At 59.3% G+C, this 13,438-nt stretch carries 12 protein-coding genes; 9 read left to right on the top strand and 3 right to left on the bottom strand.

The window, feature by feature from the left end:
- The first annotated feature begins 90 nt into the window (after positions 1-90).
- On the top strand, positions 91-2,013 hold the full coding sequence (locus CQ041_RS09210; protein WP_105522472.1) for an ATP-binding cassette domain-containing protein: 1,923 nt from the start codon (positions 91-93) through the stop codon (positions 2,011-2,013).
- Positions 2,014-2,135: 122 nt separating this feature from the next.
- Here the strand turns inward: CQ041_RS09210 and CQ041_RS09205 are convergent, their stop codons facing one another.
- The gene (locus tag CQ041_RS09205; RefSeq protein ID WP_105522471.1) at positions 2,136-2,576 is read right to left on the bottom strand and encodes a universal stress protein; all 441 of its coding nucleotides are present in this window, start codon (positions 2,574-2,576) and stop codon (positions 2,136-2,138) included.
- A 106-nt stretch (positions 2,577-2,682) separates the two neighbouring features.
- Between CQ041_RS09205 and CQ041_RS09200 the strand changes: the two genes are divergently transcribed.
- The 7 genes from CQ041_RS09200 to CQ041_RS09165 all read left to right on the top strand — a co-directional run bounded on the left by CQ041_RS09200 (position 2,683) and on the right by CQ041_RS09165 (position 11,068).
- The gene (locus CQ041_RS09200; protein ID WP_105522470.1) at positions 2,683-3,120 is read left to right on the top strand and encodes a hypothetical protein; all 438 of its coding nucleotides are present in this window, start codon (positions 2,683-2,685) and stop codon (positions 3,118-3,120) included.
- Between the two features lie 464 nt (positions 3,121-3,584).
- Positions 3,585-5,732: a fatty acid oxidation complex subunit alpha FadB gene (gene fadB, locus CQ041_RS09190; RefSeq protein ID WP_105522469.1), complete on the top strand. Its 2,148-nt coding sequence runs from the start codon at positions 3,585-3,587 to the stop codon at positions 5,730-5,732.
- A gap of 29 nt (positions 5,733-5,761) precedes the next feature.
- Positions 5,762-6,937, top strand: coding sequence for an acetyl-CoA C-acyltransferase FadA (gene fadA / locus CQ041_RS09185; protein ID WP_105522468.1), 1,176 nt, complete (start codon positions 5,762-5,764; stop codon positions 6,935-6,937).
- Between the two features lie 97 nt (positions 6,938-7,034).
- On the top strand, positions 7,035-7,271 hold the full coding sequence (locus CQ041_RS09180) for a DUF1653 domain-containing protein (RefSeq protein WP_105522467.1): 237 nt from the start codon (positions 7,035-7,037) through the stop codon (positions 7,269-7,271).
- 114 nt (positions 7,272-7,385) lie between these two features.
- Positions 7,386-10,007 (top strand): type I DNA topoisomerase, encoded by a 2,622-nt coding sequence (topA, locus tag CQ041_RS09175; protein WP_105522466.1) that lies wholly within the window; start codon positions 7,386-7,388, stop codon positions 10,005-10,007.
- Positions 10,008-10,192: 185 nt separating this feature from the next.
- On the top strand, positions 10,193-10,714 hold the full coding sequence (locus CQ041_RS09170; protein WP_105522465.1) for a DUF6586 family protein: 522 nt from the start codon (positions 10,193-10,195) through the stop codon (positions 10,712-10,714).
- Between the two features lie 120 nt (positions 10,715-10,834).
- Positions 10,835-11,068: a hypothetical protein gene (locus CQ041_RS09165; RefSeq protein WP_105522592.1), complete on the top strand. Its 234-nt coding sequence runs from the start codon at positions 10,835-10,837 to the stop codon at positions 11,066-11,068.
- Positions 11,069-11,236: 168 nt separating this feature from the next.
- Here the strand turns inward: CQ041_RS09165 and sulA are convergent, their stop codons facing one another.
- A complete protein-coding gene (gene sulA, locus CQ041_RS09160) occupies positions 11,237-11,710 on the bottom strand; it encodes an SOS-induced cell division inhibitor SulA (protein ID WP_105522464.1) in 474 nt (157 codons plus the stop codon).
- A gap of 10 nt (positions 11,711-11,720) precedes the next feature.
- Positions 11,721-12,329, bottom strand: a complete 609-nt coding sequence (lexA, locus tag CQ041_RS09155) for a transcriptional repressor LexA (RefSeq protein ID WP_003172575.1) — start codon at positions 12,327-12,329, stop codon at positions 11,721-11,723.
- A gap of 263 nt (positions 12,330-12,592) precedes the next feature.
- On the opposite strand from lexA, the gene CQ041_RS09150 reads away from it, so the two are divergent.
- Positions 12,593-13,300 carry a TetR/AcrR family transcriptional regulator gene (locus CQ041_RS09150; protein WP_105522463.1) on the top strand — a complete coding sequence of 236 codons (708 nt, stop codon included), beginning with the start codon at positions 12,593-12,595 and terminating at the stop codon, positions 13,298-13,300.
- The last annotated feature ends 138 nt before the right edge of the window (positions 13,301-13,438 follow it).

The following is a 13,438-nucleotide window of genomic DNA, read 5'->3' as shown; positions in this document are numbered from 1 at the left end:
ATGTCCTACAGAACGTGTCGGTAGAGAAAATGCGGGCCGCATCCCACCCCTAACTCAGGTAGAATGCGCGCCCAGTTTTTGGAGAAGCGTATGACCCTGCTCAAATTCAGCGATGTGTCCCTTGCTTTCGGCGCTATGCCGTTGTTGGACAAGGTGTCCTGGCAGATCGCCCGTGGTGAGCGGGTGTGCATCATCGGCCGCAACGGCACCGGCAAATCCAGCATGATGAAGCTGGTCAAGGGCGACCAGAAGCCCGATGACGGCTCCGTGTGGCGCGCCCCTGGCCTCAAGATCGGCGAATTGCCGCAAGAATTGCCGGTGGCCGACGGACGGACAGTGTTCGACGTGGTTGCCGAAGGCCTCGACGGTGTTGGCGCCTTGCTCGCCGAATACCATCACCTGGCGCAGAACTGCGTCACCGAAGATGACCTGAACAAGCTGATGCACGTTCAGCAGGACCTCGAAGCCCGTGACGGCTGGCGCTTGCAGCAACTGGTCGACAGCACCCTGAGCCGCCTGCAACTGCCGGCCGACAAGACCCTCGCCGAATTGTCCGGTGGCTGGCGTCGTCGCGTGCTGCTGGCCCAGGCCCTGGTGTCCGAGCCGGACCTGCTGCTGCTCGACGAACCGACCAACCACCTGGACATTGGCGCGATCGCCTGGCTGGAAGAAGCCCTCAAGGAATTCCAGGGCGCCGTGTTGTTCATCACGCACGACCGTTCCTTCCTGCAAAACCTGGCCACGCGCATCCTTGAACTGGACCGTGGCGGCCTGATCGACTGGAACGGCGACTACGCCAGCTTCCTGGTGCACAAGGAAGCCACGCTGGCGGCTGAAGAGACAGCCAACGCGCTGTTCGACAAGAAGCTTGCCCAGGAAGAGGTCTGGATCCGCCAGGGCATCAAGGCCCGTCGCACCCGTAACGAAGGCCGCGTGCGTGCCTTGAAAGCCCTGCGCGTCGAGCGCAGCGAGCGTCGCGAGCGTACCGGCAAGGCGAATATCCAGTTGGATACCGCCGAGAAGTCGGGCAAGCAAGTGATGGTGCTGGAAAACGTCAGCTTCCATCACCCGGACGGCCCGTTCCTGATTAAGGACTTCTCCATGGTCCTGCAGCGCGGCGACCGTATCGGCCTGCTCGGTGCCAACGGCACCGGCAAGACCACGCTGCTCAAGCTGATGCTCAGCGGCCTGCAGCCGACCAGCGGCAAGGTTGAGGAAGGCACGCGGATCGACGTCGCGTACTTCGACCAGTTGCGCCACCAGTTGGACCTGGAAAAAACCGTGATCGACAACGTTGCCGAAGGCCGCGACTTTATCGACATCGACGGCCAGAGCCGCCACGTGCTCAGCTACCTCGGCGACTTCCTGTTCAGCCCGCAGCGTGCACGCACGCCGGTCAAAGCCTTGTCCGGTGGTGAGCGTGCGCGCCTGCTGCTGGCCAAGCTGTTCAGCAAGCCGGCCAACCTGCTGGTACTCGACGAACCGACCAACGACCTCGATGTCGAGACCCTGGAGCTGCTGGAAGAGGTCTTGCTGACCTTCAACGGCACCGTGCTGATGGTCAGTCACGACCGGGCATTCCTCGACAACGTGGTTACCAGCACCCTGGTCTTCGAAGGTGAGGGCAAGGTGCGTGAGTATGTAGGTGGTTATCAGGACTGGCTGCGTCAGGGCGGCTCGCCGCGCCTGCTGGGCGTGACCGAGAGCAAATCCGGCAAGGCCGACTTGAACTCGGCCGTGGTGGCCCCGGTGGCCGCTGCACCTGCGCCTGCCCAGGACGCTGCTCCGGCGGCCAAGAAAAAACTCAGCTACAAGCTGCAGCGCGAGCTGGAAGCCTTGCCGGGCGATATCGAGGCCAAGGAACAGCAAATTGCCGCGGTTGAAGCGGACATGGCTGACGCGGGCTTCTACCTGCGCCCAGCGGCTGAGACGGCCAAGGTCATCGCTTCCCTGGAAACGTTGAACCAGGAGCTGGAAGTGTTGGTTGAGCGTTGGGCCGAGCTGGATGCCTGATTGATCGCGGTCTGATAAAAAGCCCGGCGCTCGTTTGATTGAGCGTCGGGCTTTTTTATATGAAATGCGATTCACAATGTGGGAGGGGGCAAGCCCCTTCCCACATTGAACCTACAGCGGTCTTACGAGCTTTTTACCAGTTTGACCGCCAACACATCGCACGGCGCGCCGTGCAGTACGTCGTTGGCAGTAGAGCCCAGCAGCAGCGCGAGGCCATGTCGGCCATGGCTGCCGACCACGATCAGGTCGCAAGCCTTTTCCTTGGCAAGATGGTGGATCTCCTGGCGCGGTTGGCCGTATGTCAGGTGGCAGTCATCTTTTTGCAGATGCGGGTATTTGAGGATCAGGCGGTCGAGGCGCTCTTTGGCCTGGTCGAATTGCTGTTGCTGTAACTGGGAAAGGTCCATCGGCACGTCGCCACCGAAGGCCATGGCCATGGGCTCTACGATGTGCACGAGAGACAGTTTGGCACCATTGGCAATTGCAGATTCCTGTGCGCGCTTGATCACTGGATCGCACTCTTCGGTGAGATCGACAGCGACCAGAATATGTTGGTAGGGCATGAGGCGTTCCTCCAGGGGGACTGCAATAAGTTAAGTATGGCTGTTTTCAAGCGGATCGGCTTGCGTCAGGTCAAATCCGCTCATCCAGAAATTCGGGAGTACACATATGACGGTCTGGATAGTGGTGTCAATCCTTGTGGTGGTTCTGAGCCCTCTGGCGTGGCTGCGTCCGTCCCGTCACCAGAGCGGGCGCATGGCCCTGCGCATGGAGGCGCGCCGCATCGGCCTGGCCATGCAATTGGCCCCGCAGGAGTGGCCGCACTGGCTCAAGCACGAGCCGCCTAGCCCGTGTGCGCAGTACTGCCGGCCACGGCGCGGCAGCACGCCGGCGCTCTGGAGCTATTGGCAGATGGAGCCGGGGGTGTGGGTCAATCAGTGGCGCGAGGTGTGCGTGGACGAGAAGTTGTTGCCATATTTTGCAACGCTGCCGGACAACGTCTACAAGGTCGAGGCCGACAAGCAGATGATCGCCTTGTATTGGGGTGAGAAGGGCGAGGCAAGCGTGTTGAAGGATATCGACACGTTACTCAAGGCACTCGCCTGAACTCGGTCCTGCAGAAAAGCCAGGCATTAAAAAGCCCGACATCATCATCGGGCTGGAGTTGGCCAGGCAGGCCGGTAAATCTCTGGTTGCGGCAAGCCTAGTCGCATAAGCCGTTCTGTACAGCCGTTTCCCACAACTTTTGCATTATTGATCTCGTGAATACCTGAATATTGGCGAGGCGCGAGTGTGGGCGCAAAGTTCTGAACTGACTGGAAAGTCGCGTTTTCCCTAGCCTTTCGAGCGATTGACAATTGCCCGGAATTGGATGAAGGTGGCGTACCCAAATCAAACGGGCGTATGAATTGAGCGTTTGTCTGTCAGACCGCTCATACAGAATCCCGACTATCGCATTGGCGGGTGTGCCTGGCGGATTGGCGTGAACATTGAGCAAATCACCAATGTCCAAACCAGTAGGCCAGCGTCCAATGTGTACTGTTCAGCTTCCATATCGTGGAGATCAGTTGATGATTTACGAAGGTAAAGCCATCACGGTTAAGGCTCTTGAAAGTGGCATCGTCGAACTGAAGTTCGATCTCAAGGGTGAGTCCGTCAACAAGTTCAACCGTCTAACCCTGAATGAATTGCGTCAGGCGGTAGACACCATCAAAGCAGATGCTTCGATCAAGGGCGTGATCGTTTCCAGCGGCAAAGACGTGTTTATCGTCGGCGCCGACATCACCGAATTCGTCGACAACTTCAAGCTGCCCGATGCCGAGCTGGTGGCTGGCAACCTCGAAGCCAACAAGATTTTCAGCGATTTCGAAGACCTCAACGTACCGACCGTTGCCGCCATCAATGGCATCGCGTTGGGCGGCGGCCTGGAAATGTGCCTGGCGGCAGACTTCCGCGTCATGTCCGCAACCGCGAAAATCGGCCTGCCTGAAGTCAAGCTGGGCATCTACCCAGGTTTCGGCGGCACCGTACGCCTGCCGCGCCTGATCGGTGCCGACAACGCCATCGAGTGGATTGCCGCCGGCAAGGAAAACAAAGCCGAAGACGCACTGAAAGTCGGTGCAGTCGATGCTGTGGTTGCCCCGGACAAACTGGCCGAAGCTGCACTGAACCTGATCAAGGGCGCCATCAGCGGCGAATTTGACTACAAGGCCAAGCGTCAGCCGAAGCTGGAAAAACTCAAGCTCAACGCCATCGAACAAATGATGTCGTTCGAAACCGCCAAAGGTTTCGTGGCTGGCCAGGCCGGCCCGAACTATCCGGCGCCGGTCGAGGCGATCAAGACCATCCAGAAGGCCGCGAACTTCGGTCGCGACAAAGCCCTGGAAGTGGAAGCGGCAGGCTTCGTCAAACTGGCGAAAACCTCCGCAGCCCAAAGCCTGATCGGCCTGTTCCTGAACGATCAGGAACTGAAGAAAAAGGCCAAGGCCTACGACGAGATCGCCAAGGACGTGAAACAGGCGGCCGTACTCGGCGCCGGTATCATGGGCGGCGGTATCGCCTATCAGTCGGCGTCCAAAGGCACGCCGATCCTGATGAAGGACATCAACGAGCACGGTATCGAGCAAGGCCTGGCAGAAGCCGCCAAGTTGCTGGTTGGCCGCGTGGACAAAGGTCGCATGACCGCAGCGAAGATGGCTGAAGTGCTCAATGGCATTCGTCCTACGCTGTCCTATGGCGATTTCGGCCATGTCGACCTGGTGGTCGAAGCGGTTGTCGAGAACCCTAAGGTCAAGCAGGCAGTGCTGGCTGAAGTTGAAGACAAGGTGAAGGAAGACACCATTCTGGCGTCCAACACCTCGACCATTTCCATCTCGCTGCTGGCCAAGGCCCTCAAGCGTCCGGAAAACTTCGTCGGCATGCACTTCTTCAACCCGGTGCACATGATGCCGTTGGTGGAAGTGATCCGTGGTGAAAAGTCCAGCGAGCTGGCCGTTGCCACCACCGTTGCCTACGCCAAGAAAATGGGCAAGAACCCGATCGTGGTCAACGACTGCCCGGGCTTCCTGGTCAACCGCGTGCTGTTCCCGTACTTCGGCGGTTTCGCCAAGTTGGTCAGCGCCGGCGTGGACTTCGTGCGCATCGACAAGGTCATGGAGAAATTCGGCTGGCCCATGGGCCCGGCGTACCTGATGGACGTGGTCGGCATCGACACCGGCCACCACGGTCGCGACGTCATGGCTGAAGGCTTCCCGGACCGCATGAAGGACGATCGCCGCTCGGCGGTGGACGCCCTCTACGAGGCCAAGCGCCTGGGCCAGAAGAACGGCAAGGGTTTCTACGCCTACGAGGCCGACAAGAAGGGCAAGCAGAAGAAAGTGGCCGACCCTTCGGTGCACGAAGTGCTGGCGCCGGTCATCTACGAGCAGCGTGAAGTGTCGGACGAAGACATCGTCAACTGGATGATGATCGCCCTGTGCCTGGAAACTGTACGTTGCCTGGAAGACGGCATCGTCGAAACCGCCGCCGAAGCCGATATGGGCCTGGTGTACGGGATTGGTTTCCCTCCATTCCGTGGCGGTGCGCTGCGTTACATCGACTCGATCGGTGTGGCTGAGTTCGTTGCCCTGGCTGACAAATACGCTGATCTGGGCCCGCTGTACCACCCGACCGCGAAGCTGCGTGAAATGGCCAAGAACGGCCAGAGCTTCTTCGGTTAAGCGCCCCAGACACTTGAGCGAGAATATTTATGAGCTTGAATCCAAGAGACGTCGTGATTGTTGACTTCGGTCGCACCCCGATGGGCCGCTCCAAGGGCGGCATGCACCGCAATACCCGTGCCGAAGACATGTCGGCGCACCTGATCAGCAAACTGCTGGAACGCAACACCAAGGTCGACCCGAACGAAGTCGAGGACGTGATCTGGGGCTGCGTCAACCAGACGTTGGAGCAGGGCTGGAACATCGCGCGCATGGCGTCGCTGATGACCCAGATCCCGCACACGGCTGCTGGCCAGACCGTGAGCCGCTTGTGCGGTTCGTCGATGAGCGCGCTGCACACCGCTGCCCAGGCGATCATGACCGGCAACGGTGATGTGTTCGTGGTCGGTGGCGTGGAGCACATGGGCCACGTCAGCATGATGCACGGTGTCGACCCGAACCCGCACATGTCGCTGTATGCGGCAAAAGCCTCGGGCATGATGGGCCTGACCGCGGAGATGCTCGGCAAAATGCACGGCATCACCCGTGAAGCCCAGGACGCGTTCGGCTTGCGTTCCCACCAGCTCGCCCACAAGGCGACTGTGGAAGGCAAGTTCAAGGATGAGATCATCCCGATGAACGGTTACGACGAGAATGGTTTCCTCAAACTGTTCGACTACGACGAGACCATCCGTCCGGATACCACCCTGGAAAGCCTGGCGGCGTTGAAGCCGGCATTCAATCCAAAGGGCGGCACCGTGACAGCCGGCACGTCGTCGCAAATCACTGACGGTGCTTCGTGCATGATCGTGATGTCGGCCCAGCGTGCCCAGGACCTGGGCATTCAACCGTTGGCCGTGATCCGTTCGATGGCCGTGGCGGGTGTGGACCCGGCGATCATGGGCTATGGTCCAGTACCGGCTACACAAAAAGCCTTGAAGCGCGCGGGCCTTTCCATCTCTGATATCGACTTCTTCGAGCTCAACGAAGCTTTCGCTGCACAGGCCTTGCCGGTGCTGAAAGATCTGAAAGTACTCGACAAGATGAATGAGAAGGTTAACCTGCACGGCGGCGCGATCGCCCTGGGCCACCCATTCGGTTGCTCCGGTGCGCGGATTTCTGGCACTTTGCTTAATGTGATGAAGCAAAATGGCGGCAACCTCGGGGTAGCCACCATGTGCATTGGTCTCGGCCAAGGCATCTCCACCGTCTTCGAACGCGTATAAGCGTTGGGTTGACGGAAGCCGGGGCCCAGTGCCCCGGTTTTTGTTTTTTGGCGGTTTCGTAATTTTTTTTTAACAAATTTTCCAGGAGGCCCAGAGCATGCAAGTGGAACCAGGGCTCTATCAACATTATAAAGGTCCGCAGTACCGTGTTTTCAGTGTGGCGCGGCATTCCGAGACCGAAGAACAAGTGGTGTTCTACCAAGCACTGTATGGCGATTACGGCTTTTGGGTGCGTCCCTTGAGCATGTTCGTGGAGACCGTCGAGGTTGACGGCGAGCAAGTCCCGCGCTTTGCTTTGGTCCAGACCGAACCCAGTCTTTTTTCCGGGCAATAACGGCAGGTCGCGCAGAATGCTGCGCTTGACCTCACCTTGTTGCCACTATATATAGCGTTGCCGCGACAGGCGCCAACTGCCTTTCTCTTCTCGAATTCAGGAATTTTCCGATCCATGGGCAAATCGCTGGTCATTGTGGAATCCCCGGCTAAGGCCAAGACCATCAACAAGTACTTGGGCAACGAGTACGTGGTGAAGTCGAGTATCGGCCATATCCGAGACCTGCCCACCAGCGGTTCGGCTAGCGCCAGCAAGGAGCCTGCCGCCAAGCGCGGCAAGGCGGCTGCGGGCGAAGGCCCGGTGCTCACCCCTAAGGAGAAAGCGCGCAAGCAGCTGGTCTCGCGCATGGGTGTGGACCCGGATCATGGCTGGAAGGCCAAGTACGAGATCCTTCCTGGCAAGGAAAAGGTTATCGAAGAGCTGCGCCGGCTCGCCAAGGATGCCGACACCATCTATCTCGCAACGGACTTGGACCGCGAAGGGGAAGCCATTGCCTGGCACCTGCGGGAAGCCATCGGCGGTGATGACAGCCGCTACAAGCGTGTGGTGTTCAACGAAATCACCAAGAAAGCCATCCAGGAAGCTTTCTCCAAGCCGGGCGAGCTGGATATCGACCGTGTCAACGCCCAGCAGGCCCGTCGTTTCCTCGATCGCGTCGTTGGCTACATGGTCTCGCCGCTGCTGTGGGCCAAGATCGCCCGTGGCTTGTCCGCCGGCCGTGTGCAATCGGTTGCGGTAAAACTGGTGGTGGAGCGTGAGCGCGAGATCCGTGCGTTCATCCCTGAAGAGTACTGGGAAGTCCACGCCGACCTGGGCACTGCCAAGGGCGCCAACGTTCGCTTTGAAGTGGCCCGCGAGAAGGGCGAAGCCTTCAAGCCGCTGAACGAAGCTCAGGCTATGGCCGCGCTGGAAAAGCTCAAGGCGTCCAGCTACAGCATCGTCAAGCGTGAAGACAAGCCCACCAGCAGCAAGCCGTCGGCACCGTTCATCACGTCCACCCTGCAGCAGGCCGCGAGTAACCGCCTGGGCTTCGGTGTGAAGAAAACCATGATGATGGCCCAGCGTTTGTACGAAGCGGGCTACATCACGTACATGCGTACTGACTCCACCAACCTGTCGCAAGACGCGGTGGCGATGGCGCGTACTTATATTGAAGGCGAATTCGGCAGCAAATACCTGCCGGAGAAACCGAACGTCTACAGCAGCAAGGAAGGCGCTCAGGAAGCTCACGAAGCGATTCGTCCTTCCGACGCCAACACCACGCCGGCCAAGCTGAGTGGCATGGAACGCGACGCTGAGCGCCTCTACGAGCTGATCTGGCGCCAGTTCCTGGCCTGCCAGATGCTGCCGGCGCAATACCTGTCCACCACGGTCACCGTGGCGGCCTCGGATTTCGAGCTGCGTGCCAAAGGCCGTATCCTCAAGTTCGACGGTTACACCCGTGTGATGCCGCAAATCGCCAAGCCAGGTGATGACGATGTGCTGCCGGACATGGCCCAGGGCGACACGCTCAAGCTGATCCAGCTCGACCCGTCCCAGCACTTCACCAAGCCGCCGGCGCGTTATTCGGAAGCCAGCCTGGTGAAAGAGATGGAGAAACGCGGTATCGGTCGTCCTTCGACCTACGCGGCGATCATCTCCACCATTCAGGACCGTGGCTACGTAGCGCTGCACAACCGTCGTTTCTATTCGGAAAAGATGGGCGACATCGTTACCGAACGCTTGTCCGAGAGCTTCTCCAACCTGATGGACTACGGCTTCACCGCCGGCATGGAAGAGAACCTCGATGACGTGGCCCAGGGCGAGCGCGACTGGAAAAACGTGCTGGACGAGTTCTACGGCGACTTCAAAAAGAAACTCGAAGTTGCTGAAAGCCCGGAAAACGGCATGCGCGCCAACCAGCCGGTGATGACTGACATCCCGTGCCAGACCTGCGGCCGCCCCATGCAGATTCGTACAGCGTCCACCGGCGTGTTCCTCGGCTGCTCGGGCTACAGCCTGCCGCCGAAAGAACGCTGCAAGGCCACCGTCAACCTGGTGCCGGGTGATGAAATCGCCGCCGATGACGAGGGTGAATCCGAGTCGCTGGTACTGCGTGGCAAGCACCGTTGCCCGATCTGCAGCACGGCGATGGACGCCTACCTGCTGGACGAGAAGCACAAGTTGCACATCTGCGGTAACAACCCGGATTGCAATGGCTATGAGATCGAAGAGGGCACCTACCGCATCAAGGGCTACGAAGGTCCGAGCCTGGAGTGCGACAAGTGTGGCAGCGAGATGCAGCTCAAGACTGGCCGTTTCGGCAAGTTCTTCGGGTGCACCAACCCGACCTGCAAGAACACCCGCAAACTGCTGAAAAGCGGTGATGCGGCGCCGCCGAAGATGGACCCGGTGAAGATGCCTGAGCTCAAATGCGAGAAGGTCAACGACACCTACATCCTGCGTGATGGCGCTTCGGGGCTGTTCCTGGCTGCCAGCCAGTTCCCGAAAAACCGCGAGACCCGTGCACCGCTGGTGCTGGAGATCGTGCCGCACAAGGATGAGATCGATCCGAAGTACCACTTCCTGTGTGAAGCGCCGAAGAAGGACCCGGATGGTCGTCCAGCCGTGATCCGCTACAGCCGCAAGACCAAGGAGCAGTACGTGCAGACCGAAGTGGACGGCAAGCCTACCGGCTGGAAGGCGTTCTACGACGGCGGCAAGTGGAAGGTCGAGGACAAGCGCCAGGGCGCTTGATCCATCGAATGCGCTGAAGATCCAATGTCGGAGGGGCTTGCCCCCTCCCGCATTTGGATCTGTCTGGTTCTGAAAGTCGTCTGTTGATCCGCACGAGCAGCGGTTTATTGCACTTGCAGTAAACTCGGCTGATCCGTGACACTGTTCAGCCAGCATCACGCTTATTCGTTGTGGAGATTGCCGTCATGGCCAACGAACTCTATACCCGTACCAACCAGAAAATTTACTTCGCGGGTTTGTCTCTGGAAGCCCTTGGCCGTGCCGAGGACGGGAAGGAGATGAACGCCATCGCTCTGGTCCAGGCGGGGCGTGAAGCGGCGTTGTTCCACTTGTACGGTGCCTTGCTGGGCCTGTGCCACGAAATAGCCGGCTTTTATCGCCTGCCCCAAGCCGGCTCGCCCCGTGCAGAAATGATCATGAATCGCGAAGTGCTGGATTCGATGGCAATTCCTGAACTGGCCGAACTGGTTGAAATGGCTCAAAGCCCCGATAGTTGGGTTGCGCGCCTGCTCAAGGCCCATGCGGATATGTTCCAGCCACCGCGTATCCCCCATGTGCCCAAGGGGGATGTGACCCAGCCGCTGATCGTGGCAGTTGCGGTGGAAGAGGAAGAACCCAAGCCGTTGAGCCGGGAAGAGCTGGAAGGCTGGCGCCAGGAACTGAAAAAGATGGCGCTGCGCTTTCGTGAAGGCCTTAACGAATGTTGATCATCCTGTAGGCGTTAGGCAGCGACCATTCATCAAGCTGTCAAGAAACCTGTTCAGATCCTCAGCGATGCCGGGTGGATGACTGATATAATCCCGGCCTTTCGTGGAGAACAGATTGTTATGTCGACGTCCTTTCTGGAAATTGTTGAATTGCCTGACGGCCGAATCGAGCTGCGCCGAGCGGAGGACGAGGGTTCTCTGGTGACTTTGGATTTTTCCGAGGATGCCAAGGCGTTTCTGCAAGGCCAACACGTGGAAGTAGCCAAAGCCATGTTGAGCGTCGGTGTGCAGATGGCAGGTCGTCTGGCGGAAGGTGAGCCAGAGAAGGAAGATGGGCCGCGGGTACTTCACTGAAGTCTTTTTGTGGCTCACAAGCTTTTTGTGGTGACTAAGCTTGCTCGCGCTGGGCTGCGAAGCGCCCCTGCATAGATTGATGCGGTACATCAGGCATTCCACGGTGCCTGGTTGTGGGGCTGCTTCGCAACCCGTCGCGGGGCAAACCCGCTCACCACAGAAGCCCGTTCATCCCAATCGAATATTCAAACTCTGAGCATCGCCGGTACGTGCGGCGCTGATCAATTGCTGCTTGGCGCTCGCATTCAACGGATTCAACCAGCTCACCACCGTATGACTACGACCCAGACGCAAGGCTTCGCACGTCAATTGCTGGGCACTTTGCGCACCGCGGGGTTGTAGCAGCAGGATGCGCTCGCGGTTGAGGCCGGCATCCCGCAGCCAGGCCTGGGTCAGGCTGGCCGGCGGGGCGATCAGCGTCAACCAGCGGGCATCCTGCTCTTCGCTGAGTTCACGCAGGATCGGCGCCAGCAGGCTCAGGCAGCTCCCGGCCGCACCGCGCAACGACAATTCACTGAACACCTCGGGTTCGGCACTCCAGGGCGCCTCGACCGTTTCCTTGAGGATGGGCGCTAGAGGTTGGGCCATGAAGGCCTCGAACAGCGACAGTTGCGTGTGTTGTGGGGTGTGCACGAGCTGCATGATGCCTCCTTTAGCGGCGAATGACGCCGACGCTCAGGCCTTCGATCACCAGGTCCTGGTCTTTCAGGTTCACTTCAATCGGGGCGAACTCAGGGTTCTCGGCCAGTAGCCAGACCTTGCTGCCTTCGCGCTTGAAGCGTTTGACGGTGACTTCATCGCCGATACGGGCGACGACAATCTGGCCGTTACGGGCTTCGCGAGTGGTGTGGACCGCCAGCAGGTCTCCGTCGAAGATGCCCACGTCCTTCATGCTCATGCCATGCACCCGCAACAGGTAATCGGCGCGAGGATGGAAGAAGGTCGGGTTGATGTTGCAGGACTCCTCGACGTGCTGCTGCGCCAGGATCGGCGCACCCGCAGCAACGCGGCCGATGATCGGCAGGGTCGATTCGTCGGCCTTGGCCTCGAAGCCAGGGATGCGAATCCCACGCGAAGCGCCCGGGGTCATTTCGATCGCGCCTTTGCGGGCGAGGGCCTTCAGGTGTTCTTCAGCGGCATTGGGGGACTTGAACCCCAGCTCCAGCGCAATCTCTGCTCGCGTCGGCGGGTAGCCGTTGTCATCGAGGCAGCGCTTGATAAAAGCCAGAATCTCAGCTTGGCGTGGCGTCAGTTTTAGCATGTTGATCGCTCTGTCTTTTTATACAGTGACTGGGATTATATACAGTGAACTGCACTTGGCAATCATCCTTTTGATGCACACCGCTGGACGGTCGTCCGTCATTCGTCCTACAAGGCTTGTAGAGCGCTGCCTACAGACAGAAGCGGATGTGATTTAATAGCGACGAATCAGATGACTGCCCGGCCGGAAAGCGGACCCCCAGGCTTGACAAGACACACCCTGAAACGTATGTTTCAAACAAGTGTTTGTCAGGCGGAGTAGCCATGGCCCAGTCGGAAACCGTTGAACGCATTCTCGATGCTGCCGAGCAATTGTTCGCGGAAAAAGGATTTGCTGAAACTTCATTGCGGCTGATCACCAGCAAGGCCGGGGTCAACCTCGCGGCAGTGAATTACCATTTCGGCTCGAAAAAAGCCTTGATCCAGGCCGTGTTCTCGCGCTTTCTGGGGCCGTTCTGCGCGAGTCTTGATCGCGAACTCGAACGCCGCCAGGCCAAGGCTGATCACAAGCCAACCCTGGAAGACCTGCTGGAAATCCTTGTCGAGCAAGCCTTAGTCGTCCAGCCGCGCAGTGGCAACGACCTGTCGATCTTCATGCGCCTGCTGGGCCTGGCGTTCAGCCAGAGCCAGGGTCACCTGCGTCGTTACCTGGAAGACATGTACGGCAAGGTGTTCCGCCGCTATATGCTGCTGGTCAACGAAGCCGCGCCGCGCATTCCCCCGATTGAGCTGTTCTGGCGTGTGCATTTCATGCTCGGTGCTGCTGCGTTCAGCATGTCCGGGATCAAGGCCTTGCGCGCCATTGCCGAGACCGATTTCGGCGTCAATACGTCCATCGAGCAAGTGATGCGCCTGATGGTGCCGTTCCTGGCCGCCGGCATGCGCGCGGAGTCCGGCGTGACCGACCCTGCCATGGCTGCCGCTCAATTGCGTCCCCGCAGCAAAACCCCGCCGGCAGTCGCCAAGGTTTGATCGCACTGGGTGTGCGCGGCCGCTTGCATCCGCTAAGCTAGCCGCCCATGCCGAATTCAGCTATTTACTCGCAACCCGTTGCACTCGCCGCGCTCACCGCGCCCGCTGAGAGCAACGGGTTGTGTGCGTTATTTAAGG

The organism is Pseudomonas sp. MYb60 (assembly GCF_002979555.1).
GTDB lineage: Bacteria > Pseudomonadota > Gammaproteobacteria > Pseudomonadales > Pseudomonadaceae > Aquipseudomonas.
The sequence above is the reverse complement of the archived record's forward strand: the minus strand, read 5'-3'. Positions and strand labels throughout refer to the sequence as shown.